This window comes from Citrobacter sp. wls710, from assembly GCF_005281115.1.
Classification (GTDB): domain Bacteria; phylum Pseudomonadota; class Gammaproteobacteria; order Enterobacterales; family Enterobacteriaceae; genus Citrobacter; species Citrobacter werkmanii.
Genome location: NZ_SZXD01000040.1, coordinates 132,581 through 157,773 on the forward strand (window position 1 = coordinate 132,581; position 25,193 = coordinate 157,773).

A 25,193-nucleotide genomic window follows, 5' to 3' on the forward strand; every position below is an offset into this window, starting at 1 on the left:
TCATAAATGTTTTGCCCATCATGGGCGACCAGGAGCCAGTCCGATTGAGTAAGAATAAACTCTCCAAAGGCCAACAGCGCCGTGTGAACGCCAATCACCAGCGTCGTCTTAAAACGTCCGCGGAGAAGCCCGACTATGACGACAACCTGTTTGGCGAAACTGCTGAAGGCATCGTGATCAGCCGTTTTGGCATGCATGCCGACGTGGAATCTGCTGACAGCGACATTCACCGCTGCAACATCCGCCGCACAATTCGTTCGCTGGTTACCGGCGATCGCGTCGTCTGGCGTCCAGGTAAAGAGGCCGCAGAAGGCGTAAATGTCAAAGGCATCGTAGAGGCGGTACACGAGCGCACCTCGGTACTGACACGTCCCGACTTTTACGACGGGGTAAAGCCGATTGCTGCCAACATCGACCAAATTGTTATTGTCTCAGCCATCTTACCCGAGCTGTCACTCAATATTATCGACCGCTATCTGGTTGCCTGCGAAACGCTACACGTCGAACCGATTATCGTACTGAATAAGATCGATCTGCTGGATGCCGAGGGCATGGCCTTTGTTAACGAACAGATGGATATCTATCGCAACATTGGCTATCGCGTGTTGATGGTATCAAGCCGCACTAAAGACGGTCTGAAACCGCTTGAAGAAGCATTAACCGATCGCATCAGCATTTTTGCTGGCCAGTCGGGTGTAGGTAAATCCAGCCTGCTCAATAATCTTCTCGGCCTGCAGGAAGCGATCCTGACCAACGATGTCTCCGATAACTCCGGTCTTGGGCAGCACACCACTACCGCTTCTCGCCTGTATCACTTCCCACATGGTGGCGACGTTATTGACTCCCCGGGCGTACGCGAGTTCGGACTGTGGCATCTGGAACCGGAACAAATCACCCATGGTTTTGTCGAATTCCATGACTACCTGGGTCATTGTAAATACCGCGACTGCAAGCATGATACCGATCCAGGCTGTGCTATCCGTGAGGCTGTAGAAAAAGGGGAAATAGCCGAAACTCGGTTTGAAAATTATCACCGCATCCTGGAAAGCATGGCGCAGGTAAAAACGCGTAAAAACTTTTCTGATACAGACAACTGACAACTAAGCTAAGCATCGCTAGAATCGTCCCCCCTTTTTCAGGATCCGGCCCGTATGCCGGATCGGGAACAAATTATGGCCTGGAGGCTACCTTGTTAAACTCATTTAAGCTTTCGCTACAATACATTCTGCCGAAACTATGGCTCACTCGCCTGGCGGGTTGGGGTGCGAGCAAACGAGCGGGATGGCTGACCAAACTGGTGATCGATCTGTTCGTGAAATATTACAAGGTCGATATGAAAGAGGCGCAAAAGCCGGATACAGCCAGCTATCGCACCTTTAACGACTTCTTTGTTCGTCCCCTGCGCGACGAAGCTCGTCCAATTAACACCGATCCTAATGTATTGGTGATGCCTGCTGACGGTGTGATTAACCAATTAGGTAACATCGAAGAAGACAAGCTGTTACAGGCCAAAGGGCACAGCTATACGCTTGAAGCGCTGTTGGCCGGCAACTACCAGATGGCGGACAAATTCCGCAACGGTACGTTTGTTACCACGTACTTATCACCACGCGATTACCACCGCGTACATATGCCCTGTAACGGTATCCTGCGCGAAATGATGTACGTGCCGGGTGACCTCTTCTCTGTAAACATCCTGACGGCGCAAAACGTACCGAACCTGTTTGCCCGTAACGAACGCGTTATTTGCCTGTTTGATACCGAGTTTGGCCCGATGGTGCAAATTCTGGTCGGGGCAACTATCGTTGGCAGTATTGAAACCGTCTGGGCTGGCACCATTACCCCGCCGCGTGAAGGCGTAATTAAACGCTGGACCTGGCCGGAAGGCGAAAGCGAAGGGTCAGTGGCACTGCTCAAAGGTCAGGAAATGGGCCGCTTTAAGCTCGGTTCTACTGTCATCAACCTGTTTGCACCGGGCAAAGTTAACCTGGTTGAGCAATTGCAGGACCTTTCAGTCACGAAAATCGGTCAGCCAATGGCCATCTCAACAGAGACTTTCGTGACGCCAGAGGCAGAACCTGCCCCACTGCCGAAAGAAGAGATCGAAGCAGAACACGACGCCAGCCCGCTGGTTGACGACAAAAAAGACGAAACTTAAACATAGGAATCGCTGCTGTGCGCCTGATTATCACTTTTCTGATGGCCTGGTGCCTCAGCCTGGGGGCGTACGCTGCGACGGCCCCCGACGCCAAACAACTCACCCAGGAACTGGAGCAGGCCAAGGCGGCGAAACCCGCTCAGCCAGAAACCGTTGAGGCGCTCCAGTCCGCACTGAATGCCCTTGAGGAGCGTAAAGGCTCTCTTGAGCGCGCTGCGCAATATCAGCAAGTTATTGATAACTTCCCCAAGCTCTCCGCAACGCTACGCGCACAGCTTAGCAATCTGCGTGACGAACCGCGCAACGTACCAAGCGGACTGACAACTGATGCGTTAAACCAGGAGATCCTCCAGGTCAGCAGTCAGTTGCTGGAAAAGAGTCGTCAGGCCCAGCAGGAGCAGGATCGCGCCCGGGAAATCGCCGACTCGTTAAGCCAGCTTCCTCAACAGCAAACCGATGCCCGCCGCCAGCTAAATGAGCTTGAGCGGCGTATTGGTACCGCCAACGCCAATCCCGCGCAGAATCAGGCGATGCAGGCTGAATCAGCCAAACTCAAAGCCCTGGTCGATGAACTGGAGCTGGCGCAGCTTTCCGCCAATAACCGCCAGGAACTGGCACGTATGCGCTCCGAACTGGCGGAAAAACAGAGCCAACAGCTCGACGCTTATCTGCAGGCATTACGTAATCAACTCAACAGTCAGCGGCAGCGTGAAGCTGAACGAGCGCTGGAGAGCACCGAACTGCTGGCGGAAAACAGTGCGGGATTGCCCGAAGGCATTGTTGACCAGTTCAAGGTTAACCGCGAACTGTCCCAGGCCTTAAACCAACAGGCACAGCGAATGGACCTAGTCGCATCGCAACAGCGTCAGGCCACCAGCCAAACGCTGCAGGTGCGTCAGGCGTTGAATACGCTGCGCGAACAGTCCCAGTGGCTTGGGGTTTCGAATATGCTGGGAGAAGCGCTACGCGCGCAGGTATCTCGTCTGCCCGAAATGCCCAAACCTCAGCAGTTAGATACCGAAATGGCGCAGCTACGCGTGCATCGTATGCGCTATGAAGATCTCCTCAATAAACAGCCGCAACTGCGCCAGATCCATCAGGCCGATGGGCAACCGCTGACCGCGGAACAGAGCAGCATCCTCAACGCCCAGTTGCGCACTCAGCGTGAATTGCTGAACTCACTGTTACAGGGTGGCGATACGCTGATCCTTGAACTGACCAAGCTAAAAGTCTCCAATAGCCAACTGGAAGATGCGCTAAAAGAGGTCAACGAAGCGACGCATCGCTATCTGTTCTGGACGTCTGACGTCAGCCCTATCTCCCTCTCATGGCCTGTCGACATTGTTCAGGATCTGCGGCGTCTGATCTCATTAGATACCTTTAATCAGTTAGGTAAAGCCAGCATCATGATGCTGACCAGCAAGGAAACGCTGCTACCACTGTTCGGTGCGCTGGTGCTGGTTGGATTTAGCCTCTATTCTCGCAAACACTTTACCCGTTTTCTTGAACGCTCGTCCGCGCGAGTGGGTAAAGTGACCCAGGACCACTTCTGGCTGACGATACGCACGGTATTCTGGTCGATACTCGTCGCCTCACCGCTACCGGTGCTGTGGGCCACCCTGGGTTACGGCTTGCAGGAAGCCTGGCCTTATCCGTTGGCTGTCGCAATCGGCGATGGCGTAACCGCCACGGTGCCCATGCTGTGGGCGGTGATGATTTGCGCCACCTTTGCACGCCCTAACGGTCTGTTCATTGCCCATTTTGGCTGGCCGCGTAATCGCGTCGCGAAGGCCATGCACTATTACCTGATGAGTATCGGGCTGATTGTCCCGCTGATCATGGCGGTAATCATGTTTGATAACCTCAATGACCGGGAATTCTCCGCCTCATTGGGACGCTTGTGCTTTATCTTGATTTGCGGCGCGCTGGCGGTCGTGACTCTGAGCCTGAAGCGCGCCGGGATACCGCTGTACCTCGATAAAGAGGGCAACAGCGATAACATGGTCAACAGCATGCTGTGGAATATGTTGATGGGCGCTCCGCTGATTGCCATCCTCGCGGCCGCAGTCGGCTATCTCGCCACATCACAAGCTCTACTGGCACGTCTGGAAACGTCCGTGGCTATCTGGTTCTTGTTACTGGTGGTGTATCACGTTATTCGCCGTTGGATGCTGATCCAGCGCCGTCGCCTGGCGTTCGACCGCGCCAAGCATCGACGCGCCGAAATGCTGGCACAGCGCGCGCGGGGTGAAGAAGAACCGCCGCACTCCACCAGTCTTGAAGGCGCGATTGATGTTGATGAAAGCGAAGTGGATCTGGACGCGATCAGCGCACAATCGCTGCGTCTGGTGCGCTCTATTTTGATGCTTATCGCCCTGCTTTCAGTCATTGTGCTGTGGTCGGAAATTCATTCCGCATTTGGCTTCCTGGAAAACATCTCGTTGTGGGATGTCACCTCTACGGTTCAGGGCGTGGAAAGCTTAGAGCCAATCACGCTGGGCGCGGTGCTCATCGCAATACTGGTATTTATCATCACCACCCAGTTAGTGCGCAACCTGCCCGCGTTGCTGGAGCTGGCGCTGCTGCAACATCTGGATTTAACCCCCGGCACCGGTTACGCCATTACCACCATTACCAAGTATTTGCTGATGCTGATTGGCGGTCTGGTTGGCTTCTCGATGATCGGCATTGAGTGGTCCAAACTGCAATGGCTGGTGGCTGCTCTCGGTGTTGGTCTGGGCTTTGGTTTGCAGGAAATCTTCGCCAACTTTATTTCCGGCCTGATTATCCTGTTTGAGAAACCGATTCGCATTGGCGACACGGTGACCATTCGCGATCTTACCGGTAGCGTGACGAAGATTAACACTCGCGCCACCACCATCAGCGACTGGGACCGCAAAGAGATCATCGTGCCCAATAAGGCCTTTATCACCGAGCAGTTTATCAACTGGTCGTTGTCAGATTCGGTCACCCGTGTGGTGTTAACTATCCCGGCGCCGTCAGAGGCTAACAGCGAGGAGGTCACGCAGATTTTGCTGACTGCCGCGCAGCGCTGTTCGCTGGTTATCGATAACCCGGCGCCAGAAGTCTTTCTGGTAGATCTGCAGCAGGGGATTCAAATCTTCGAACTGCGTATTTATGCCGCAGAGATGGGACACCGTATGCCGCTGCGTCATGAGATCCACCAGCTGATTCTGGCAGGCTTCCGCGAACACGGTATTGATATGCCATTCCCGCCGTTCCAGATGCGTCTGGAGAGCCTTGGCAGTAAACAAACGGGAAGAACGTTAAGTTCTGCGGGCAGAGGCAACCGCCCGGCGGGGAGTTTGTAAATCGTGTCACAATAAGATGAACGTTGGGTGTGTTGAGCACTACCCAACGTCTTATTTACCAACATAATTGGTATCGTATAACAAAGCGCCATAACCAAAAGAACAGGAGAGCCGCTATAACAGAATATTGCCAGATACTACGTTGCCTTCTCCATACAGTTGCATAGATAAAAGGAATAAACAGAGGTAGAGTTAAAGCTATACCCACAGTTCGAATATCATCATTCTCAATATATTTCATGACATCACAGATATCATTGATTCCCCTGCCATCGATAAACCATTCCTTGTCCTGCGTTGAAAATATAATTATCGATATAATACTTACTATACTCCAGATAAAATTCAACGTAAAAGACTTCCAACTCATTAACCGCCTCGCATAATTTTAAGTATTATATCTTTCTTTTCTATAATTCGACGACCATATTCACTATATTCACGCCCCGGAGAACCGGGCAACTCACTAATTGATTGAACAATATCATCTTTACTTCTCATTATTCCACGATTATATCTGGAACCTGCCAATATTATCTGCTCGTCAGTCAAGTACAAAGTATCAGCGTCTGGATTATCATATAAAATAAGATCATGTAAATGGAATGCTACAACCCGAATGTTAAAGCTGTTATCAAGTAAACACTGCGACAGGCGAAATTGCTGAAAATGAGTCAATTTATCAGGGTGGATACCTATAGTTTTGGCTGCAACACCTATCTGGATAGCAATTGAACCGACCGATGTAGCATTAGACGATTCATTACTGTTCTTTCCCAATATTTCTTCAATTATCTGTCTAAATTGCAGAACACCAACACCTTTAAATCTCTCTGGAGTTCCGCCTACTTCAGCAACAGCAACACCTGCAAGGAGTAATTCAGGGATTCTTGCTTCAAAAGCGTATTGTTTTATAATTGCCCTATGGTGAACTAACCAAGCTGTTTTATAATACCAGAGATATGCTTTCCCAGTCATAAAACGCCAATTAGTAGGTAAGGCATACCATCGAAAAAAATCTAACCCATTCCAATGAGGAAAACCATATTCATCGATCTCACAAAAAGGTGGAGAGCTAATCATCATGAAAATTCATCACCAAAGTTAATTTAGCATTGACCCGACAATAGCTATGGTTCTCAATTAGTAATGAGATAGACATCACATGTATAGAAAAAGCAATCAAAAATTATATTTACAAATAGATTCATAGTAGCAATGATTTTCACCATAAGAAATCACTTCCCTGGATGTGATATGTAAACAATCATAAAATATATATGCAAATATCATTCTGATAAAAATCTCGAAATTATTTTATATGAAAAAGCCCGGAGGGTGTTCCATTCGGGCTTTGGGAAAATTCAATATGTACCTTTCCTCAGTCTGTCACCCAGCGAAACTGTTTCGCCATGCGGCGGCTGTAGTTCTGATAAATCGCCATCGCCAGCAGCGAGAAGAAGATCGGGCCGCCGGTCATCCACAATGCGCTGTTCCAGTCCCCGGCTTCAATCACCGGCTGGATGATGGTGAACACGTTGGCAAACGTCACCACCAATACCACCACGCCTGTTGTCAGTAACGTCGCCGCCCGCGTTTTAAAAATCACAAACGGCCTTTCCAGATCCGTACGCGCTTTAAAGAATGGGAAAGCCAGCGCAAGGAACAGATACGGCAGCGTCATGGAGACGTTCGCCATCAGGGTCAGTTTGTTATAAAACGCTGAGGCCGTGTCGCCGCCAAACGAAACCAGCAGGATAAACAGGCTCACCAGTAAACACTGCAACCACATTGCCGTCGTCGGCATCCCCACCGCATTCAGCCTGGTCATCGGCGCGGGCCACAATGCCTTCGGCGTTCCCTGAATAATCGCTTTCAGCGGCGAGTAGCTGAGCGTGAAAAAAGCGCCAGTATAGGCGAGGAACATAGAAAAGCCGGTGATACGCGCGAACCATACGCCCAACGCCATCGCGCTTTCCGGGGAAAGGTGCAGCGCATTACCCAACGTCATCCCGAGGCTTTTCATCAGGATATAGGTGATGTTGCCGAGGTTGACCGAGCCATCACTTAATACCTGTTGCCAGTTGGTGCTAACGCCCCATAAAAATATGGCCAGTGAATAACCGACAGAAATGACAATAGCGGCAAAGACGATCCCTTTCGCGAAGTTCTTTTCTGGCTTTTCTGTTTTATCTACCAGTCCACCCACGGCCTCAATTCCGCCGTAAGCAAAAATAGCAAATACAACAAATGACAACATTGCCAGACCGGACTGATATCCCGGATTAGGCGAGGAGATAAAATTAATATCCTGCGCAAAGTGGCCACCCGTTAATAACAAAATAGCGACACTCACTAACAACAAAACTAAATTAAGACACATTACGGCAATTCCACCTACAGCCGTAATACGGGCAATCTTATTAATCCCCCGTGAGGCCACGCAGGTCACCAGAATCATCCAGCCGACGGCGAGCAGACCGACAACCTGCGTAGGCTCAAGCCCCGCAATACGCCAGTGCTGCGTCATGTCTGCGCCAAATAAGAAGGTCGAAAAAGGTACCCAGACTTTTGCCGCCGTGCTTACCATCCATATCACATAGGAAGAAAACCACATAAACGTGCCGATAAACGCATAGCGTGGGCCAACGCTATTATTCATCCACGAATAGATTCCCCCCTCTTCTTTCCGATAGGCAGAACCCATTTCCGCCATCATTAAAGCAAATGGAATAAAAAATAATAATGCGGAAAATATATACCATGGAATCGCGCTATACCCCATTAAATAGAACGCGGAGGGGCTGTTAGCAAAACCAAAAACAGACGTAAATATCATAAGGATGAGACCAATCAGGCTCATCTTTTTTATTGTTTGGGTCATTAAACCATCCCTTACTCTGGCAAGCGTTTAACAAACGCCGCTCACCGATTGGCACTGCTCTCATTGCGGAGTTCAGCGATAAAAAATTAACACAGAATTGATACCTGAAAGATACCAAACATCCAGATGTAAATTGTGGCTATTAGAGGGTAATTGAAAAAATATGCTACAAAGTGGCGGTTTATCCGCCACTTTGTATGGAGAGAGCGTGAATTACGCGCGATCGACGGTAAATGCGATAACCTCAGCCAGGCTTTCCGCGCCCAATGCCAGCATCACCAGACGGTCAACGCCGAGCGCCACGCCAGAGCAATCCGGCATGCCCACTTTTAACGCTTCAAGCAGGTTGGTATCGATAGGTTGCTGTGGCAGGCCGCGTGCGGCACGTTTGCGGTTATCCTGTTCAAACCGTTGCTGCTGCTCGCGCGCGTCGGTCAACTCATGGAAACCATTCGCCAGCTCAATACCTTTGTAATACACCTCGAAACGCTCAGCCACGCGGTGATCTTCGGTACTGATTTGCGCCAATGATGCCTGGCTGGCGGGGAAATGATAAACAAACGTCGGTTTGTCTTTGCCGATATGCGGCTCAACGCCCATCGTGAACAGCAGTTGCAGTAAGGTGTCCCGGTCTTCTTCGGTATCGGCGATGTTGCTGAGATCCAGCTTAGCCGCCACTTCCCGCAGTTGGGTTTTGTCTGCAGACAGTGGATCTATCTCCAGATGACGCTGGAAGGCCTGCTGATAAGAAAGGCTTTCCGCGGGAGAGCAGTCCAGCACCTGCTGGAGCAAATCATCCACTTCATTCATCAGGCGATACATATCGTAGTGGGGACGATACCACTCGAGCATGGTGAACTCAGGGTTATGATGACGCCCCATCTCTTCATTACGAAAGCTGCGACACAGTTGATATACCGGGCCACATCCTGCCACCAGCAGGCGCTTCATATGATATTCCGGACTGGTCATTAAATAGAGATTCATTCCCTGGGAATGTCCAGGGCCGACGAAACGTGTTTCGAACGGGAACAGATGGATGTCCGTTACCGTTGCCTGACTCATACAAGGGGTCTCAACCTCAAGCACGCCACGATCGGCAAAAAAGCGGCGAATCTCCGCTATAATTGCTGCACGTTTTAACAGATTGGGGATGGACGCGCTCGGCTGCCAGGTTGCCGTTTCGCTCATGGTTGTTTCTCCGATTTAAGACAAGGGCACGAAGTCTACTCGTATCGCGCTAACGAGACAAATTTCACGCGGTAGTAATCAGCACAGGCAATCGGGTAAAAAAAGCGACATGGGGTGGTTTAGTAATTAAATTAATCAAATTCAATGATAATTCCCCCCTTTGACACGCTAAAAAAATCGAACACGTCAAATTTCCCGCACATCCCTAAGACTATACTATTGTACCTATAAAGGAGCAGTGGAAACGCGTTCATAACCTGTTTGAAGCCGATGAAGCATCTGAGTTCAGGCGGGGATGAAATAACAACAATCTGGAGGAATGTCGTGCAAACCTTTCAAGCCGATCTTGCCATTATAGGCGCCGGTGGCGCGGGATTACGTGCTGCAATTGCTGCCGCACAAGCAAATCCCAACGCTAAAATCGCACTGATCTCAAAAGTGTACCCAATGCGCAGCCATACCGTTGCTGCCGAAGGCGGCTCTGCTGCTGTCGCGCAGGATCATGACAGCTTTGACTACCATTTTCACGATACGGTAGCAGGCGGAGACTGGCTGTGTGAGCAGGATGTCGTGGATTACTTTGTCCACCACTGCCCAACTGAAATGACGCAACTGGAACAATGGGGCTGCCCATGGAGCCGTCGTGAAGACGGTAGCGTCAACGTACGTCGCTTCGGCGGCATGAAAATCGAGCGTACCTGGTTTGCCGCGGATAAAACCGGCTTCCACATGCTGCATACGCTGTTCCAAACGTCTTTACAGTTCCCACAGATTCAACGCTTTGACGAACACTTCGTTCTGGATATCCTGGTTGACGACGGTCATGCTCGCGGCGTCGTCGCGATGAACATGATGGAAGGCACGCTGGTACAGATCCGTGCTAACGCAGTCGTGATGGCAACGGGCGGCGCAGGTCGTGTTTACCGTTACAACACCAACGGCGGCATCGTAACCGGCGACGGTATGGGCATGGCGCTGAGCCACGGCGTTCCGCTGCGTGATATGGAATTCGTTCAGTATCACCCGACGGGTCTGCCAGGCTCCGGTATCCTGATGACTGAAGGCTGCCGTGGTGAAGGCGGTATTCTGGTCAACAAAAATGGCTACCGTTATCTGCAAGACTACGGCATGGGTCCGGAAACCCCACTGGGCGAGCCGAAAAACAAATATATGGAACTCGGTCCGCGCGACAAAGTTTCTCAGGCTTTCTGGCACGAATGGCGCAAAGGCAACACCATTTCCACTCCGCGTGGCGATGTGGTTCACCTCGACCTGCGTCACCTCGGCGAGAAAAAACTGCTCGAACGTTTACCGTTCATCTGCGAACTGGCGAAAGCCTACGTGGGTGTCGATCCGGTTAAAGAACCGATCCCGGTACGTCCGACCGCGCACTACACCATGGGCGGTATCGAAACCGATCAGCACTGTGAAACCCGCATTAAAGGTCTGTTCGCTGTCGGCGAATGTTCCTCTGTTGGTCTGCATGGCGCTAACCGTCTGGGCTCTAACTCCCTGGCGGAACTGGTGGTCTTCGGTCGTATGGCCGGCGAACAGGCTGCGGAACGTGCTGCAACGGCTGGCGCTGCAAACAGTGCCGCGCTTGATGCACAGGTTGCCGGTATTGAAAAACGTCTGAAAGATCTGGTTAACCAGGAAGGTAACGAAAACTGGTCTAAGATCCGTGACGAAATGGGGATCTCCATGGAAGAAGGTTGCGGTATCTACCGTACGCCGGAACTCATGCAGAAAACCGTTGATAAGCTGGCTGAGCTGCAGGAGCGCTTCAAGCGCGTGCGTATCACTGATACCTCCAGCGTCTTCAACACCGACCTGCTGTACACCATCGAACTGGGTCACGGTCTGAACGTTGCTGAATGTATGGCGCACTCCGCTCTGGCGCGTAAAGAATCCCGCGGCGCGCATCAGCGTCTGGATGAAGGCTGCACCGAGCGTGACGACGTGAACTTCCTCAAACACACCCTCGCCTTCCGCGATGCTGACGGCACGACTCGCCTGGAATACAGCGACGTGAAAATCACCACTCTGCCACCGGCTAAACGTGTTTACGGTGGCGAAGCGGAAGCAGCCGATAAGAAGGAGAAGGCGAATGGCTGAGATGAAAAACCTGAAAGTTGAGGTGGTGCGCTATAACCCGGAAACCGATACCGCGCCACACAGTGCTTTCTACGAAGTTCCTTACGATGAAACCACGTCTCTGCTCGATGCGTTGGGCTACATCAAGGATAACCTGGCGCCGGACCTGAGCTATCGCTGGTCCTGCCGTATGGCAATCTGCGGCTCCTGCGGCATGATGGTCAACAACGTGCCGAAGCTGGCGTGCAAAACCTTCCTGCGTGATTACACCAACGGTATGAAGGTTGAAGCGCTGGGCAACTTCCCGATTGAGCGCGATCTGGTCGTCGACATGACGCACTTTATCGAAAGCCTGGAAGCGATCAAACCGTACATCATCGGTAACCCGCGTACACCGGATCAGGGCCCAAACACCCAGACTCCGGCGCAGATGGCGAAGTATCATCAGTTCTCCGGTTGCATCAACTGTGGTCTGTGCTATGCCGCGTGCCCGCAGTTCGGCCTGAACCCTGAGTTCATTGGACCGGCTGCGATTACGCTGGCGCATCGTTACAACGAAGATAGCCGCGACCACGGTAAGAAAGAGCGTATGGCTCAATTGAACAGCCCGAATGGCGTCTGGAGTTGTACTTTCGTGGGCTACTGCTCCGAAGTCTGCCCGAAACACGTCGATCCGGCTGCGGCCATTCAGCAGGGTAAAGTTGAAAGTTCAAAAGACTTTCTTATCGCAACCCTGAAACCACGCTAAGGAGTGCAACATGACGACTAAACGCAACGCCTATGTGCGGCCAATGACGTCCACCTGGTGGAAAAAACTGCCGTTTTATCGCTTTTACATGCTGCGTGAAGGCACAGCCGTTCCGGCTGTCTGGTTCAGTATTGAACTGATCTTCGGCCTGTTTGCGCTTAAGCACGGTGTGGAATCCTGGGCTGGCTTTGTCGGGTTCCTGCAGAACCCGGTGGTGGTGATCCTTAACATCATCGCCCTGGCAGCCGCGCTGCTGCATACCAAGACCTGGTTTGAGCTGGCGCCGAAAGCGGCCAACATCATCGTAAAAGACGAAAAAATGGGGCCAGAGCCAATCATCAAAGGGCTTTGGGCGGTTACTGTGGTTGCGACAGTAGTAATACTGTTTGTTGCCCTGTTCTGGTAAGGAGTCCGGAATGATTAATCCAAATCCAAAACGCTCTGACGAACCCGTATTCTGGGGCCTGTTTGGTGCAGGCGGTATGTGGAGCGCAATCATTGCGCCGGTAATGATCCTGCTGGTAGGCATTATGCTGCCGCTGGGCTTTGTTCCTGATGCCTTCAGCTATGAACGCGTCCTGGCATTCGCGCAGAGCTTTATCGGTCGCGCATTCCTGTTCCTGATGATTGTCCTGCCGCTGTGGTGCGGTTTACACCGTATGCACCACGCGATGCATGACCTGAAAATCCACGTGCCTGCTGGCAAATGGGTATTCTATGGACTGGCAGCTATCCTGACCGTTGTAACGGCCATTGGTATCCTGACCATCTAATTGCATGCGTTAACTATCAGGCCCGCCATTGGCGGGGAGCCAACGGGAAAACTCACGCATTGCAGATGTCTCAGGTCGGGATTGCAAACGCGTTATCCAATAGCTCCCCAGATCAATCTGCGTTAGAAACGGCTGAACGACACGTTCACTACCAAGCAAATGTGTGAACATTCTTACCGGGGCAATCGCCACTCCGATCCCTGCCTGCGCGGCCTCCAGCATTGTGACGGAAGAATCAAACACCACCACGTTGTGCGTCGGTGACGGAGGCGCTTCTCCGGCGGCCTGCATCCAAAGCGTCCATTCATCTCGCCGATAAGATCGTAATAGCGGGAATTTCAGGAGGTCTGCAGGTACCTTGATCTGTGCGGCTAATTCTGGCGAGCAAAGCGGGGACATCAGCGCGCTACACAAATATTGTGCGTCGGTATCATGCCAGGCTCCTCCCCCGTAACGAATGGTATAGTCCAGTCCCTCAGCGGCGGGATCCACGCGGTTATTGTGGGTGGAAATATGCAAATCAATATGCGGATAGTTACGCTTAAAGTCGCTGAGTAGAGGAAAAAGACAACCGATCGCAAAGGTCCCCACTACCCCGATTTTAAGTTTTTCCTGGGTTTGTTTAGTGGCAAAACGATCTAGCATCCCCGCCATACGATCGAAAGAATCATTAAGTACAGGTAACAGACTTTCCCCTTCCGTCGTCAGCATCAACCCACGAGAGCCGCGCACAAAAAGCTGACAATTTAGCTGCTGTTCCAGCGCTTTGACATGCTGGCTGATGGCAGAGTGCGTTACGTTGAGCTCAATTGCAGCGCGGGTAAAGCTAAGGTGTCTGGCCGCGGCTTCAAAAGCCCGCAGCGAGTTAAGGGGGATATAGCTACGCGTCATCATCTGGCCTGTTAGAAAAACTTATATCTGCTGCTAAATTTAACCGTTTGTCAACACACTGCAAATCAAACAAACTGATTGCGTCTGACGGGCCCGGACACCCTTTTGCTTTTTATTACGGAACTGATTTCATGATGAAAAAATCGTTATGCTGCGCGTTGCTGCTGACAGCCTCTGTCTCAACGTTTGCCGCCGAAAAAACAGAACAACAGATTGCCGATATCGTAAACCGCACCATCACACCGCTGATGCAAGAACAGGCTATTCCGGGTATGGCCGTGGCAATTATTTACCAGGGAAAACCTTATTACTTTACCTGGGGTAAAGCCGATATCGCCAAAAACCGTCCTGTCACCCAGCAAACGCTGTTTGAACTAGGCTCAGTCAGTAAGACGTTCAACGGTGTGCTGGGCGGCGATGCTATCGCCCGTGGTGAAATTAAGCTCAGCGATCCGGTCACCCAATACTGGCCCGAATTAACTGGCAAACAATGGCAGGGTATCAGCCTGCTGCACCTGGCCACCTATACGGCGGGTGGTCTGCCGCTTCAGGTACCTGACGATGTTACAGATAAAGCGGCATTACTGCGCTTTTATCAAAACTGGCAGCCGCAATGGGCCGCGGGTGCTAAACGTCTCTATGCTAACTCCAGTATTGGTCTGTTTGGCGCATTGGCGGTGAAACCTTCAGGAATGCGCTATGAAGAGGCGATGACCAAACGCGTCCTGCAACCATTAAAACTGACGCATACCTGGATTACGGTTCCGCAGAGCGAACAAAAGGATTATGCCTGGGGCTATCGCGAAGGAAGGCCCGTGCATGTATCTCCGGGGCAGCTTGATGCCGAAGCCTATGGGGTAAAATCCAGTCTTGTCGATATGACCCGCTGGGTTCAGGCCAACATGGACGCCAGCCAGGTACAAGAGAAAACGCTCCGACAGGGAATTGAAATCGCGCAGGCTCGTTACTGGCGTATTGGCGATATGTACCAGGGATTAGGCTGGGAGATGCTGAACTGGCCGGTGAATGCCGACTCGATAATCAACGGTAGCGACAGTAAAGTCGCGTTAGCGGCGCTTCCCGCCGTTGAGGTCAATCCGCCAGCCCCGGCCGTGAAGGCCTCATGGGTGCATAAAACCGGCTCCACTGGCGGATTTGGCAGCTACGTTGCTTTCGTTCCAGAAAAAAATCTTGGCATCGTGATGCTGGCAAACAAAAGCTATCCAAATCCTGCTCGCGTCGATGCAGCCTGGCGCATTCTTGAAAAATTACAGTAACTGACGACGAGGTCCGCTATAGCGGACCTTGTTTCTTCCTCTTCTTTTTCCTGCTGTCATCTACACTTAACAAAAAAACAGCAAGGAAAATCTTATGCGTATTCTGCCCGTCGTTGCTGCAGTTACCGCTGCATTTCTGGTTGTCGCCTGCAGTACCCCTACACCGCCAAAAGGCGTTACCGTTGTGAATAACTTTGACGCTAAACGCTTTCTTGGTACCTGGTATGAAATTGCACGTTTAGACCATCGCTTCGAACGTGGACTGGAAAAAGTGACCGCAACGTATAGCTTGCGCGACGACGGCGGTATCAACGTGATCAATAAGGGCTATAACCCGGACAGAGAGATGTGGCAAAAAACGGAGGGTAAAGCCTATTTCACTGGCGACCCAAATCGGGCTGCGCTCAAGGTGTCATTCTTCGGCCCCTTTTACGGCGGGTATAACGTGATTGCGCTCGACCGGGAATATCGCCACGCGCTGGTTTGCGGTCCGGATCGCGATTACCTGTGGATCCTTTCACGGACCCCCACCATTTCAGATGAAATGAAGCAGCAAATGTTGGCTATCGCGACCCGGGAAGGGTTTGACGTCAATAAACTGATTTGGGTAAAACAGCCTGGTACTTAGTGAGTGCTAAGCTTCAGACCAATAATACCAGCCACAATCAGCCCCAGACTCAGCAAACGCGCCGGACTGGCGGATTCACCCAACAGCAGAATCCCGGTAATGGCCGCCCCGACGGCCCCAATACCGGTCCAGACGGCATAGGCGGTCCCAACTGGCAAAGTACGCATCGCCCAGGAGAGCATGGCGATACTGACGATCATGGCCGCAATAGTGATAATACTTGGCGTCAGACGTGTGAAACCGTGGGTATATTTCAGGCCAATCGCCCAGACAACTTCGAGCAAACCGGCAATTAATAAAACGATCCAGGACATATCAGGCTCCAGAACAATGGGGCCGTCCCCGGTGAAAGAAGCGTTTGCAGGTCGTCCTGCAAAGCTGTGTGTGAAATGGCATTTTTGCCCGACAGAAAATGAATTTCAACCTTTTTATTCACCGTCTGTTAAAAGCAAGAATTAAGCATAATTAGCGGCGTAGTTCCCGCATTTGGCACTCATCGGAGTTCTCTATGATGAAGGGCTTTCTGAAATCAGGAAGTCTATTGCCCCTCTTCTGAATGCGAAAAGTTTATGCTTAAAATTTTAGTGATTGACCGATGCCACTTTACCCGCACAGGGATAGAGGCATTGCTTAATCATTCTGGCAGGTTTAACTCCTCATTTCTGGTATCAGGAATTAATAATCTTCTGTTGGCAAAAGAGCATATTTTGCAGTGGAAACCGCATCTGGTCATTGCGGATTTATACAGTTTTATTAGCGAGGCGCATTCCACTCCGCCAGTTAAGCCCTTTTTCATGAGCTGTGGCGTCATACCTCTGATCTTACTGCAATCAGCGGACAGACAGCACGCGTCCATCCCGGCTTCTCAAGCCACCGCCTATTCGGTATTAACCAAACACACCTCGCTAAACGCACTTACACACACGATTCAGGAAGCGCTACAAGATCGCCCCACATTAGCATTAGCCGAAAATGCGACGCCACTGCTTACGCCGCAGGAGGAGAAAGTATTGTCAATGTGGATGGATGGCGTGAGTAACCAGGTTATAGCCGCCACGCTCAGCATTCATGGCAAAACGGTGTATACCTATAAACGAAATATTCGTCTGAAGCTTCATCTGGGGAACCGCTTCTCACCGTTCCTCTCACTCCCACACAGGGAGAGTTAACGGTACGACCCAGCGTCGTACCGTTGAGCATTATTGCTGAGCTTTTGTCGCCGCACCAGAGATAGCATTACCGCCGTCAGAAATATCCTCCCCTACGCCTCGCGTGGTATTACACGCGGTTAATACGGAAGAAAGTACCAACACAGAAAAGATCGCAGCAATTGTCTTCTTAATCATAACGTCTTCCTTTTCTAGCCAATATTGTTTGTGTATAGCTACTTAATAATAGACAAGATCCGGAAGTGTGATGGATAAACAACCGTTTTTCAGATTATGTGAGAAGTTTAACTGGCGGCGTGAGAGATTGAATTGCCGAGATGTTTGATGTCTTCACCGAAGCCGCGTGCGGTATTACAGCCCGCCAGTAGAGTGCTGGTGAAAAGGATTAGCATTACAAGACTGAGAAGACGTTTCATCATTCCTGCCCTGGAAAAAGTATGGCGCAGCAACCTGCGCCACAAGATCAAATAAGTGTCTTATTTTACGCGGGAAACGTATTCGCCTGAGCGAGTATCCACTTTGATCACTTCACCGATCTGTACGAACAGCGGAACTTTAACGACTGCGCCGGTAGACAGGGTAGCCGGTTTGCCGCCAGTACCAGCGGTATCGCCTTTCAGACCCGGGTCAGTATCAACGATTTCCAGCTCAACGAAGTTCGGCGGCGTCACGGAGATCGGCTGACCGTTCCACAGGGTCACGATGCATTCAGCCTGGTCCAGCAGCCATTTAGCGTTATCGCCTACCGCTTTCTCGTCTGCAGCCAGCTGTTCGAAAGTGGTGTTGTTCATGAAGTGCCAGAATTCACCGTCGCTATACAGGAAGGTCAGGTTCATGTCGGCTACATCTGCGCCTTCGGCAGAGTCGGTAGACTTGAAGGTTTTCTCTACGCGAGTACCGGTCAGCAGGCGACGCAGCTTAACGCGCGCAAACGCCTGGCCTTTACCTGGTTTAACGAATTCGCTGGCTTCAACCGCATAAGGTTCGCCGTCCAACATGATTTTAAGACCAGCACGAAAATCGTTGCTATAGTACGTTGCCATAAGGCCCTCTGAAAATTGTTAACTGGTAGCTAAGCCACAAAATGGCGCATATTGTAACCCTAAATACCCCATCCAGAGAAGATTGGTTATCGCAACTTGCCGATGTTGTGACCGATCCCGATGAACTTCTGCATCTTTTGAATATAGACGCAGATGAAAAACTGTTGGCCGGACGCGACGCGAGACGACTTTTCGCCCTGCGCGTGCCGCGCGCGTTTATTGCGCGCATGGAGAAAGGCAATCCAAACGATCCGCTTCTGCGTCAGGTACTTACCGCCGAGGAAGAGTTTGTTGCCGCCCCCGGTTACTCGACCGATCCGCTGGAGGAACAGCACAGTGTGGTTCCCGGCCTGCTGCACAAATATCGCAACCGGGCGCTGCTGCTGGTCAAAGGCGGCTGCGCGGTAAATTGTCGTTATTGCTTCCGCCGACACTTCCCGTACGCCGAAAATCAGGGCAACAAGCGCAACTGGCAAGTCGCTCTGGACTATATTACCGCCCATCCAGAACTGGATGAAATCATCTTCTCCGGCGGCGATCCGTTGATGGCCAAGGATCACGAACTGGACTGGCTGCTCACGCAGCTGGAAACCATTCCACACATTAAGCGTCTGCGCATTCACAGCCGTTTACCAATTGTGATCCCGGCGCGTATTACCGAAGGGCTGACCGAACGTTTTGCTCACTCTTCACTGCAAATTCTGCTGGTCAATCATATTAACCATGCCAATGAAGTTGATGAGACATTTCGTCAGGCGATGCTCAGACTGCGCAAAGCAGGCGTTACGCTACTCAATCAAAGCGTATTGCTACGTGGTGTTAACGATAACGCCCAAACCCTGGCCGACCTTAGCAACGCATTGTTTGATGCGGGTGTTATGCCCTATTACCTGCATGTACTGGATAAAGTGCAGGGTGCCGCCCACTTTATGGTCAGCGACGAGGAAGCGCGTCAGATTATGCGTGAACTGCTGACGCTGGTTTCCGGTTACATGGTCCCTAAACTGGCGCGAGAAATTGGCGGAGAACCTAGTAAAACGCCGTTGGACCTGCAATTACGCCAGCAATAATTCTTAGTGAGTGTCCGATTATGGACACTCACTACCAATCCCGAGTATTTAATATCCGAGCAGGTAGAGTCGCACTTTTAATATGTGCTATTTTAACTAGCACTGTGCAACAACTCATTTGCAAATTTTATAAATTAATACAAATGTAGATTTCCAATAAATATATGGTTAGGGAGAACCCTGGATGGTTATTAGTATTAAGGGTATTAATACCGGTGTTATTCGTCAGAAGAATGAATTTGTTGCTCTGGCACTTAAGATCAAAGAACCAAGAAATAAAGAGTCGCTGTTTTTTCTCTCACCGTTGGGGCTAAGAGATTTGCTTATCGCCCTGGAGAGCAGACTCCATGCGAAGCACCAGCTTAGCGAAGAAGCGCGTTTGCAATATGAAAAAGAACGCGACAAAGCCAGTAAAAAGATGCACGAGAATATCCCGTTAATTCAGGAAGATGAGTTAAAAAATGCGGATATAAACCGTCGCATCAATTCGCTGATGTTAGTGGATGACAAAGGAGAAAGCTTAGCATTTTCTCTGACGCTACATGACGGACAAACCCACCAATTACTGATTAATGAACTGCAGATCCAGGTATTAGCCCATGCAATCATTCATGCAATAAATAATGCTGGCATGCAGGAATTAGCGTTAAGAATTACATCGCTGCTGGATTTCTTACCGCTGTACGATGTTGATTGCCAGCAAAACGACAATCTTGAATATGATTCATATACACAACCAGAATGGAAACTTAACCTGTTTAACCATTACCTGGCGATTATCTACCGCTATAAGGATGAAAAGGGTAAAGCTCAATTCTGTGGCTCAGTAGTAAAAACTCGCGCCCTTTCCGGCAGTAAAGAAGCTGAGGCCATTACCCGACGCCTTCTGGACTTCAGCCCACGACTGAAAAAACTTGCCGGTGTACCGTGCCAGGTGTTTGTCAGAACATTGACGGGTGATAAAACCCAAAAGCTCAATCAGGATCAGTGTTTGCGCGCGCTACATCATTTACGCGTTCAGTCTGCGCATAAAGCTCAGAATGCCTGATGGCGCTGCGCTTATCAGGCCTACGATCATGTGTACCGTAGGCCGGATAAGACGCTTTAGCGTCGCCATCCGGCATCAACCGCGTTTATCAATTTGGGCACTTATAAACCTGACCATTCATCTCGCTGGCGGTAGGCACAAAGCTGGACAGCATTCCCTGTGATGGGCTGCTGACGCCATAAATCACGTTACCACCCATTGCTGCGGCCTGGTTACGCAGATCGTTCGCTGCACCACGCATAGACCCACCCTCTTCGCCATGCTGACCAGAAAGCCAGTTGCTCTGCGTACCGGTTGCGGTGCCAATCAGCTGGCACTCTGCGCCTGGCTTGTCTTCGACAAAGCGTACGCTTTGTCCGGCTGAACTCAGTTCGTTGCTGGAGCTACAACCCGCCATCAGTAGCGCGGCACCAACGATCCCTGCTAAATATTTCACGTGCATGTCATTCCCCATAATCAATTAGTTGGACGTTATGTCCGTAGCTGAATCATATACTAAAAAGATGACCAAAAGAAAAACCCCCAGACATTTCTGCCCGGGGGTTTTCAATTCTGAGAGGTTCAGAACAACATGATTACATCATGCCGCCCATTCCGCCCATACCGCCCATACCACCAGCAGCACCTAAGTCAGGCGCATCGCCTTTCGGCAGATCGGTAACCATGCACTCGGTAGTGATCATCAGACCCGCAACAGAAGCTGCATACTGCAGAGCAGAACGCGTTACTTTGGTTGGATCCAGGATACCCATGTCGATCATGTTGCCGTATTCTTCAGTTGCAGCGTTGTAACCGTAGTTACCGTCACCCGCTTTCACGGTGTTAGCCACTACAGACGGCTCTTCGCCGCAGTTCAGAACGATTTGACGCAGCGGAGCTTCCATTGCGCGCAGCGCAACTTTGATACCGACGTTCTGGTCTTCGTTCTGACCTTTCAGGCCGGCAATTTTGGACGCTACGCGAATCAGCGCAACACCACCACCAGCAACCACGCCTTCTTCTACCGCAGCACGGGTTGCGTGCAGGGCATCTTCAACGCGAGCTTTCTTCTCTTTCATTTCAACTTCAGTCGCAGCACCAACTTTGATTACCGCAACGCCGCCTGCCAGTTTCGCTACGCGCTCCTGCAGTTTTTCACGGTCGTAGTCAGAAGTTGCTTCTTCGATCTGCTGACGAATCTGAGTTACGCGACCCTGGATTGCAGCTTCATCGCCTACGCCATCAATGATGGTGGTGGTGTCTTTGTTGATAACAACGCGTTTTGCCTGACCCAGATCTTCCAGAGTTGCTTTTTCCAGCTCCATACCGATCTCTTCAGAGATAACGGTACCACCGGTCAGGGTAGCGATATCTTGCAGCATCGCTTTACGACGATCGCCGAAGCCAGGTGCCTTAACAGCAGCGACTTTCACGATACCGCGCATGGTGTTAACAACCAGAGTTGCCAGCGCTTCGCCTTCAACATCTTCAGCGATGATCAGCAGCGGTTTGCCTGCTTTCGCTACGGCTTCCAGAACCGGCAGCATTTCACGGATGTTGGAGATTTTCTTATCAGCCAGCAGAATGAACGGGCTTTCCAGTTCTACAGCGCCAGTTTCCGGCTTGTTGATAAAGTAAGGAGACAGGTAGCCACGGTCGAACTGCATACCTTCAACCACGTCCAGTTCGTCCTGCAGACCGGTACCGTCTTCAACGGTAATCACGCCTTCTTTACCGACTTTGTCCATCGCTTCAGCGATCAGTTTACCTACGGTTTCGTCGGAGTTAGCGGAGATGGTACCAACCTGAGCAATAGCTTTGGAGTCAGAGCACGGTACGGACAGCGCTTTCAGTTCTTCAACGGCAGCAGCGACCGCTTTGTCGATACCGCGTTTCAGATCCATCGGGTTCATACCCGCAGCAACAGCTTTCAGACCTTCAGTGATGATGGACTGAGCCAGTACGGTTGCGGTGGTGGTACCGTCGCCTGCAGCATCGTTCGCTTTAGAGGCAACTTCTTTCACCATCTGCGCACCCATGTTTTCGAACTTGTCTTCCAGTTCGATTTCACGTGCTACGGAAACACCATCTTTAGTGATGGTCGGTGCACCGAAAGATTTATCCAGAACTACGTTACGGCCTTTTGGACCGAGGGTAACTTTCACTGCATCTGCCAGTACGTTGACGCCGCGCAGCATTTTCACACGAGCGTCGTTACCGAATTTTACGTCTTTAGCTGCCATTTTCTCTTTCCCTTAAATTCGTATGTTCAGTGTCGTTCGCGGATTAGGCTTCAACAATTGCCAGGATGTCACTTTCAGACATGATCAACACTTCTTCATTGTCGATCTTCTCAGATTTAACACCGTAGCCATCGTTGAAAATAACGATATCGCCGACTTTCACGTCCAGCGGCTGTACGGTACCGTTGTCCAGGATGCGACCCTTACCGACAGCGATGATTTCGCCACGAGTTGATTTACCTGCTGCAGAACCGGTCAGTACGATGCCGCCAGCAGATTTGGATTCAACTTCTTTACGTTTGACGATCACACGATCATGTAACGGACGAATACTCATTGATAGCTCTCCTTTGAGAAAGTCTTTATCAGTTATGGGTGACGCCGGCCCGTAAACGGTTTCCCGGCTAGTGACCAGATAGATGGGGATGGGGTTTTGTGCCTTCAAGGGGGCAAGCGAAAAAAAATTTTTATCAGCAGAAAATCCCGTCAAAACACCGACGCACCTCACATTCCATAACGATTTCAGTCACGTCGTCATAAGCAAATCCGATTGTGATACCATCAAAAATCTGCGCTGTAGCCCAGTCAACGGGCATAACCGGATAACAACTTATGAGCGGACTGAAACAAGAGCTGGGACTGGCTCAGGGCGTTGGCCTGTTGTCGACATCATTGTTAGGTACAGGCGTTTTTGCCGTCCCCGCGCTGGCTGCGCTGGTTGCTGGCAACAATAGCTTGTGGGCCTGGCCGGTGCTAATTGTTTTAGTCTTTCCCGTGGCGATTGTCTTCGCCGTGCTCGGCCGCCATTTCCCCAGCGCGGGCGGCGTGGCGCATTTTGTCGGTATGGCCTTTGGCTCGCGCCTGGAGCGCGTCACCGGATGGTTGTTTTTATCAGTAATCCCCGTGGGCTTACCTGCGGCATTACATATTGCCGCAGGATTCGGCCAGGCGATGTTTGGCTGGCATGACGGGCAGCTTCTGCTGGCAGAACTCGGCACGCTGGCGTTGGTCTGGTACATAGGCTCCCGCGGCGCCAGCTCCAGCGCTAACCTACAAACGGTCATTGCCGGGCTGATCGTGGCCCTGATTGTCGCCATCTGGTGGGCGGGCGATCTAAAACCCAATGAAATCCCTTTCCCTGCGGTTAGCGAAATTGAACTTCCCGGACTGTTCGCCGCGCTGTCGGTGATGTTCTGGTGCTTTGTCGGCCTTGAAGCATTTGCCCATCTGGCCTCTGAATTTAAAAATCCGGAGCGAGACTTCCCGCGCGCGCTGATGATCGGTCTACTGCTGGCAGGTTCTGTCTACTGGGCATGCACCGTCGTCGTCCTTCATTTTGACGCTTACGGCGAGCAAATGGCAGCGGCGGCATCACTGCCCGAAATTGTTGTACAGCTGTTTGGCGTACAGGCACTGTGGGTCGCCTGCATTATTGGTTATCTGGCCTGCTTTGCCAGTCTCAACATTTATATTCAAAGTTTCGCCCGGCTGGTCTGGTCGCAAGCGCAATACAAGCCGGAGAGTTATCTGGCGCGTCTGTCCCCTCGTCATCTTCCGCGCAATGCGCTGAACGCCGTGCTAGGTTGCTGCGTGGTCAGTACCTTGTGCATCTATATGCTGCAAATCAATCTCGACGCGTTAATCGTCTACGCTAACGGCATCTTTATTATGATTTATCTGCTGTGCATGCTGGCAGGTTGTCGATTACTGAAAGGACACTATCGCGCATTGGCGATCGTTGGCGGTTTGCTATGTCTGCTATTGCTGGCGATGGTCGGTTGGAAGAGTCTCTATGCGCTGATTATGCTGGCGGCGCTGTGGCTGTTTTTACCCCGCAGGCCGGATAAGTCGACGCTGACGCCATCATCCGGCATATAAACATGTTTGCCGGATGGCGCTAACGCTTATCCGGCCTACAAACTGATACTTAATCCCGACGATCGTCTTTATGTTCAATACTGTCGCGATGCTCGTCTTTACGCTGAAACTCACCGTCAAAGGTCTCGCCCCCACCCGTTCCGGCGCTAAAACCACCGCCGGGCATACGAGAAAAACGCAAATGTGGCAGCAGTTTCATCGTCAGATGCTTCTGCACCGGGGGTAGTAAAAGAAGAAGACCAAGGAAATCGGTAAAAAAACCAGGCAGCACTAATAGCAGACCGGCAATAATCAGCGAAACGCTCTTGATCATTTCTGCAGCCGGGCTTTCACCTGCCGCCATTTTTTGTTGCATCAGTAAAAAGTTCTTAAATCCCTGATTACGAACCAGAGACATCCCGATAACCGACGTAAAAATAACCAAAATCAGGGTCATCAGAACACCCAACACATGGGCAACCTGAATAAAAATAGATATCTCTATGTAAACATAGAGAAAAATGGCAAGTAATGGTATCCAGCGCAAAGGGGACTCCTGTTAATAACAGGCGTTTTGTACAACGTCTGTCCAAAAATCATGTTAATCGCATCGATTTGATATTGTGGTGATTAGCAAAATTTCAAGCCGCTTGTACACTAATATTTAGTGTTAATCCTAAAGGGGTGATCTATTTCACAGAATAATAAATAAGGGGTAAATTCCACGTTTTAAGTGATCCAGATTACGGTAGAAATCCTGAACCAGCATATGATCTCGGGTATCAGACCGATGCAGGGGATAATCGTC

The 25,193-nt window shown here is 50.9% G+C and carries 26 protein-coding genes; 13 read left to right on the forward strand and 13 right to left on the reverse strand.

The genetic code is table 11. The annotated features are described in order from the left end of the window. The first annotated feature begins 44 nt into the window (after positions 1–44). The 3 genes from rsgA (at position 45) to mscM (ending at position 5,490) form a co-directional block, all read left to right on the forward strand. Positions 45–1,097 carry a small ribosomal subunit biogenesis GTPase RsgA gene (gene rsgA, locus FDX14_RS19895; protein WP_170973605.1) on the forward strand — a complete coding sequence of 351 codons (1,053 nt, stop codon included), beginning with the start codon at positions 45–47 and terminating at the stop codon, positions 1,095–1,097. 92 nt (positions 1,098–1,189) lie between these two features. Further along, positions 1,190–2,158 carry an archaetidylserine decarboxylase gene (gene asd, locus FDX14_RS19900; protein WP_061382723.1) on the forward strand — a complete coding sequence of 323 codons (969 nt, stop codon included), beginning with the start codon at positions 1,190–1,192 and terminating at the stop codon, positions 2,156–2,158. Between the two features lie 17 nt (positions 2,159–2,175). Beyond that, positions 2,176–5,490 (forward strand): miniconductance mechanosensitive channel MscM, encoded by a 3,315-nt coding sequence (mscM, locus tag FDX14_RS19905; protein ID WP_137350105.1) that lies wholly within the window; start codon positions 2,176–2,178, stop codon positions 5,488–5,490. A 55-nt stretch (positions 5,491–5,545) separates the two neighbouring features. Here the strand turns inward: mscM and FDX14_RS19910 are convergent, their stop codons facing one another. The 4 genes from FDX14_RS19910 to epmA all read right to left on the reverse strand — a co-directional run bounded on the left by FDX14_RS19910 (position 5,546) and on the right by epmA (position 9,565). Next, on the reverse strand, positions 5,546–5,860 hold the full coding sequence (locus FDX14_RS19910; RefSeq protein ID WP_079225638.1) for a YjeO family protein: 315 nt from the start codon (positions 5,858–5,860) through the stop codon (positions 5,546–5,548). Next, complete coding sequence (locus FDX14_RS19915; protein ID WP_077949328.1) at positions 5,860–6,576, reverse strand: hypothetical protein; 717 nt, start codon at positions 6,574–6,576, stop codon at positions 5,860–5,862. Before FDX14_RS19915 ends, FDX14_RS19910 begins: the two co-directional genes overlap by 1 nt. 295 nt (positions 6,577–6,871) lie before the next feature. Beyond that, entirely contained in the window at positions 6,872–8,374 is a 1,503-nt protein-coding gene (gene yjeM / locus FDX14_RS19920; RefSeq protein ID WP_137350106.1) for a glutamate/gamma-aminobutyrate family transporter YjeM, read from the reverse strand. Between the two features lie 213 nt (positions 8,375–8,587). Next, positions 8,588–9,565: an elongation factor P--(R)-beta-lysine ligase gene (epmA, locus tag FDX14_RS19925; RefSeq protein ID WP_003830517.1), complete on the reverse strand. Its 978-nt coding sequence runs from the start codon at positions 9,563–9,565 to the stop codon at positions 8,588–8,590. Between the two features lie 324 nt (positions 9,566–9,889). Here epmA and frdA point away from each other — a divergent pair, with 324 nt between their 5' ends. From frdA to frdD, 4 genes are read left to right on the forward strand one after another with little or no spacing between them, the layout of a single operon-like run. Continuing rightward, positions 9,890–11,680 carry a fumarate reductase (quinol) flavoprotein subunit gene (gene frdA, locus FDX14_RS19930; protein WP_038636496.1) on the forward strand — a complete coding sequence of 597 codons (1,791 nt, stop codon included), beginning with the start codon at positions 9,890–9,892 and terminating at the stop codon, positions 11,678–11,680. Then, complete coding sequence (gene frdB / locus FDX14_RS19935) at positions 11,673–12,407, forward strand: fumarate reductase iron-sulfur protein (protein ID WP_006686291.1); 735 nt, start codon at positions 11,673–11,675, stop codon at positions 12,405–12,407. The genes frdA and frdB overlap by 8 nt, the downstream gene beginning before the upstream one ends. A 10-nt stretch (positions 12,408–12,417) precedes the next feature. Next, on the forward strand, positions 12,418–12,813 hold the full coding sequence (gene frdC, locus FDX14_RS19940) for a fumarate reductase subunit FrdC (protein WP_006686290.1): 396 nt from the start codon (positions 12,418–12,420) through the stop codon (positions 12,811–12,813). Between the two features lie 10 nt (positions 12,814–12,823). Then, complete coding sequence (gene frdD / locus FDX14_RS19945; protein ID WP_003025535.1) at positions 12,824–13,180, forward strand: fumarate reductase subunit FrdD; 357 nt, start codon at positions 12,824–12,826, stop codon at positions 13,178–13,180. 9 nt (positions 13,181–13,189) lie between these two features. Here the strand turns inward: frdD and ampR are convergent, their stop codons facing one another. Beyond that, positions 13,190–14,071, reverse strand: coding sequence for a LysR family transcriptional regulator AmpR (gene ampR, locus FDX14_RS19950; protein WP_137350107.1), 882 nt, complete (start codon positions 14,069–14,071; stop codon positions 13,190–13,192). 131 nt (positions 14,072–14,202) lie between these two features. Between ampR and blaCMY the strand changes: the two genes are divergently transcribed. Further along, complete coding sequence (blaCMY, locus tag FDX14_RS19955) at positions 14,203–15,348, forward strand: CMY-2 family class C beta-lactamase (RefSeq protein WP_042312838.1); 1,146 nt, start codon at positions 14,203–14,205, stop codon at positions 15,346–15,348. A gap of 94 nt (positions 15,349–15,442) precedes the next feature. Further along, positions 15,443–15,976, forward strand: coding sequence for a lipocalin family protein (locus FDX14_RS19960; protein ID WP_137350108.1), 534 nt, complete (start codon positions 15,443–15,445; stop codon positions 15,974–15,976). Here FDX14_RS19960 and sugE read toward each other — a convergent pair. After that, complete coding sequence (gene sugE / locus FDX14_RS19965; RefSeq protein ID WP_000118520.1) at positions 15,973–16,290, reverse strand: quaternary ammonium compound efflux SMR transporter SugE; 318 nt, start codon at positions 16,288–16,290, stop codon at positions 15,973–15,975. The two genes, FDX14_RS19960 and sugE, sit on opposite strands and share 4 nt — an antisense overlap. A gap of 255 nt (positions 16,291–16,545) precedes the next feature. Between sugE and FDX14_RS19970 the strand changes: the two genes are divergently transcribed. Continuing rightward, positions 16,546–17,145: a LuxR C-terminal-related transcriptional regulator gene (locus FDX14_RS19970; RefSeq protein ID WP_042312843.1), complete on the forward strand. Its 600-nt coding sequence runs from the start codon at positions 16,546–16,548 to the stop codon at positions 17,143–17,145. Between the two features lie 30 nt (positions 17,146–17,175). Here FDX14_RS19970 and ecnB read toward each other — a convergent pair whose 3' ends face one another. The 3 genes from ecnB to efp form a co-directional block, all read right to left on the reverse strand. Next, positions 17,176–17,322 carry a lipoprotein toxin entericidin B gene (gene ecnB, locus FDX14_RS19975; protein ID WP_032940256.1) on the reverse strand — a complete coding sequence of 49 codons (147 nt, stop codon included), beginning with the start codon at positions 17,320–17,322 and terminating at the stop codon, positions 17,176–17,178. Positions 17,323–17,429: 107 nt separating this feature from the next. After that, entirely contained in the window at positions 17,430–17,564 is a 135-nt protein-coding gene (gene ecnA, locus FDX14_RS19980; RefSeq protein ID WP_016151394.1) for a lipoprotein antitoxin entericidin A, read from the reverse strand. Positions 17,565–17,621: 57 nt separating this feature from the next. Then, positions 17,622–18,188, reverse strand: coding sequence for an elongation factor P (gene efp, locus FDX14_RS19985; RefSeq protein WP_042312845.1), 567 nt, complete (start codon positions 18,186–18,188; stop codon positions 17,622–17,624). A gap of 41 nt (positions 18,189–18,229) precedes the next feature. Between efp and epmB the strand changes: the two genes are divergently transcribed. Together epmB and yjeJ are read left to right on the forward strand one after the other, a co-directional pair. Then, positions 18,230–19,258 (forward strand): EF-P beta-lysylation protein EpmB, encoded by a 1,029-nt coding sequence (gene epmB, locus FDX14_RS19990; protein ID WP_042312847.1) that lies wholly within the window; start codon positions 18,230–18,232, stop codon positions 19,256–19,258. Positions 19,259–19,442: 184 nt separating this feature from the next. Beyond that, on the forward strand, positions 19,443–20,306 hold the full coding sequence (gene yjeJ / locus FDX14_RS19995) for a YjeJ family protein (protein WP_061382720.1): 864 nt from the start codon (positions 19,443–19,445) through the stop codon (positions 20,304–20,306). An 88-nt stretch (positions 20,307–20,394) separates the two neighbouring features. Here the strand turns inward: yjeJ and FDX14_RS20000 are convergent, their stop codons facing one another. The 3 genes from FDX14_RS20000 to FDX14_RS20010 all read right to left on the reverse strand — a co-directional run bounded on the left by FDX14_RS20000 (position 20,395) and on the right by FDX14_RS20010 (position 22,865). Beyond that, positions 20,395–20,748, reverse strand: a complete 354-nt coding sequence (locus FDX14_RS20000) for a DUF4156 domain-containing protein (RefSeq protein ID WP_042312852.1) — start codon at positions 20,746–20,748, stop codon at positions 20,395–20,397. A gap of 133 nt (positions 20,749–20,881) precedes the next feature. Beyond that, complete coding sequence (gene groL, locus FDX14_RS20005; protein WP_006686275.1) at positions 20,882–22,528, reverse strand: chaperonin GroEL; 1,647 nt, start codon at positions 22,526–22,528, stop codon at positions 20,882–20,884. Between the two features lie 43 nt (positions 22,529–22,571). After that, on the reverse strand, positions 22,572–22,865 hold the full coding sequence (locus tag FDX14_RS20010) for a co-chaperone GroES (RefSeq protein ID WP_000027827.1): 294 nt from the start codon (positions 22,863–22,865) through the stop codon (positions 22,572–22,574). A gap of 275 nt (positions 22,866–23,140) precedes the next feature. Between FDX14_RS20010 and yjeH the strand changes: the two genes are divergently transcribed. After that, positions 23,141–24,406: an L-methionine/branched-chain amino acid transporter gene (yjeH, locus tag FDX14_RS20015; protein WP_137350109.1), complete on the forward strand. Its 1,266-nt coding sequence runs from the start codon at positions 23,141–23,143 to the stop codon at positions 24,404–24,406. A 49-nt stretch (positions 24,407–24,455) separates the two neighbouring features. On the opposite strand, the gene FDX14_RS20020 is transcribed toward yjeH, so the two are convergent. After that, positions 24,456–24,932, reverse strand: coding sequence for an FxsA family protein (locus FDX14_RS20020; protein WP_006686272.1), 477 nt, complete (start codon positions 24,930–24,932; stop codon positions 24,456–24,458). Between the last annotated feature and the right edge of the window lie 261 nt (positions 24,933–25,193).

Excerpts from the sequence above, each read along its gene's own strand:
- blaCMY (WP_042312838.1), top strand. The coding sequence starts at position 14,203 with ATGATGAAAAAATCGTTATGCTGCGCGTTGCTGCTGACAGCCTCTGTC.
- ecnA (WP_016151394.1), bottom strand. The coding sequence starts at position 17,564 with ATGATGAAACGTCTTCTCAGTCTTGTAATGCTAATCCTTTTCACCAGC.
- epmB (WP_042312847.1), top strand. The coding sequence starts at position 18,230 with ATGGCGCATATTGTAACCCTAAATACCCCATCCAGAGAAGATTGGTTA.
- FDX14_RS19915 (WP_077949328.1), bottom strand. The coding sequence starts at position 6,576 with ATGATGATTAGCTCTCCACCTTTTTGTGAGATCGATGAATATGGTTTT.
- frdB (WP_006686291.1), top strand. The coding sequence starts at position 11,673 with ATGGCTGAGATGAAAAACCTGAAAGTTGAGGTGGTGCGCTATAACCCG.
- groL (WP_006686275.1), bottom strand. The coding sequence starts at position 22,528 with ATGGCAGCTAAAGACGTAAAATTCGGTAACGACGCTCGTGTGAAAATG.
- epmA (WP_003830517.1), bottom strand. The coding sequence starts at position 9,565 with ATGAGCGAAACGGCAACCTGGCAGCCGAGCGCGTCCATCCCCAATCTG.
- yjeJ (WP_061382720.1), top strand. The coding sequence starts at position 19,443 with ATGGTTATTAGTATTAAGGGTATTAATACCGGTGTTATTCGTCAGAAG.
- yjeH (WP_137350109.1), top strand. The coding sequence starts at position 23,141 with ATGAGCGGACTGAAACAAGAGCTGGGACTGGCTCAGGGCGTTGGCCTG.
- ecnB (WP_032940256.1), bottom strand. The coding sequence starts at position 17,322 with ATGATTAAGAAGACAATTGCTGCGATCTTTTCTGTGTTGGTACTTTCT.
- ampR (WP_137350107.1), bottom strand. The coding sequence starts at position 14,071 with ATGACGCGTAGCTATATCCCCCTTAACTCGCTGCGGGCTTTTGAAGCC.
- FDX14_RS20010 (WP_000027827.1), bottom strand. The coding sequence starts at position 22,865 with ATGAGTATTCGTCCGTTACATGATCGTGTGATCGTCAAACGTAAAGAA.
- sugE (WP_000118520.1), bottom strand. The coding sequence starts at position 16,290 with ATGTCCTGGATCGTTTTATTAATTGCCGGTTTGCTCGAAGTTGTCTGG.
- efp (WP_042312845.1), bottom strand. The coding sequence starts at position 18,188 with ATGGCAACGTACTATAGCAACGATTTTCGTGCTGGTCTTAAAATCATG.
- yjeM (WP_137350106.1), bottom strand. The coding sequence starts at position 8,374 with ATGACCCAAACAATAAAAAAGATGAGCCTGATTGGTCTCATCCTTATG.
- FDX14_RS20000 (WP_042312852.1), bottom strand. The coding sequence starts at position 20,748 with ATGCACGTGAAATATTTAGCAGGGATCGTTGGTGCCGCGCTACTGATG.
- FDX14_RS19960 (WP_137350108.1), top strand. The coding sequence starts at position 15,443 with ATGCGTATTCTGCCCGTCGTTGCTGCAGTTACCGCTGCATTTCTGGTT.
- FDX14_RS19970 (WP_042312843.1), top strand. The coding sequence starts at position 16,546 with ATGCTTAAAATTTTAGTGATTGACCGATGCCACTTTACCCGCACAGGG.
- FDX14_RS19910 (WP_079225638.1), bottom strand. The coding sequence starts at position 5,860 with ATGAGTTGGAAGTCTTTTACGTTGAATTTTATCTGGAGTATAGTAAGT.
- frdC (WP_006686290.1), top strand. The coding sequence starts at position 12,418 with ATGACGACTAAACGCAACGCCTATGTGCGGCCAATGACGTCCACCTGG.
- frdD (WP_003025535.1), top strand. The coding sequence starts at position 12,824 with ATGATTAATCCAAATCCAAAACGCTCTGACGAACCCGTATTCTGGGGC.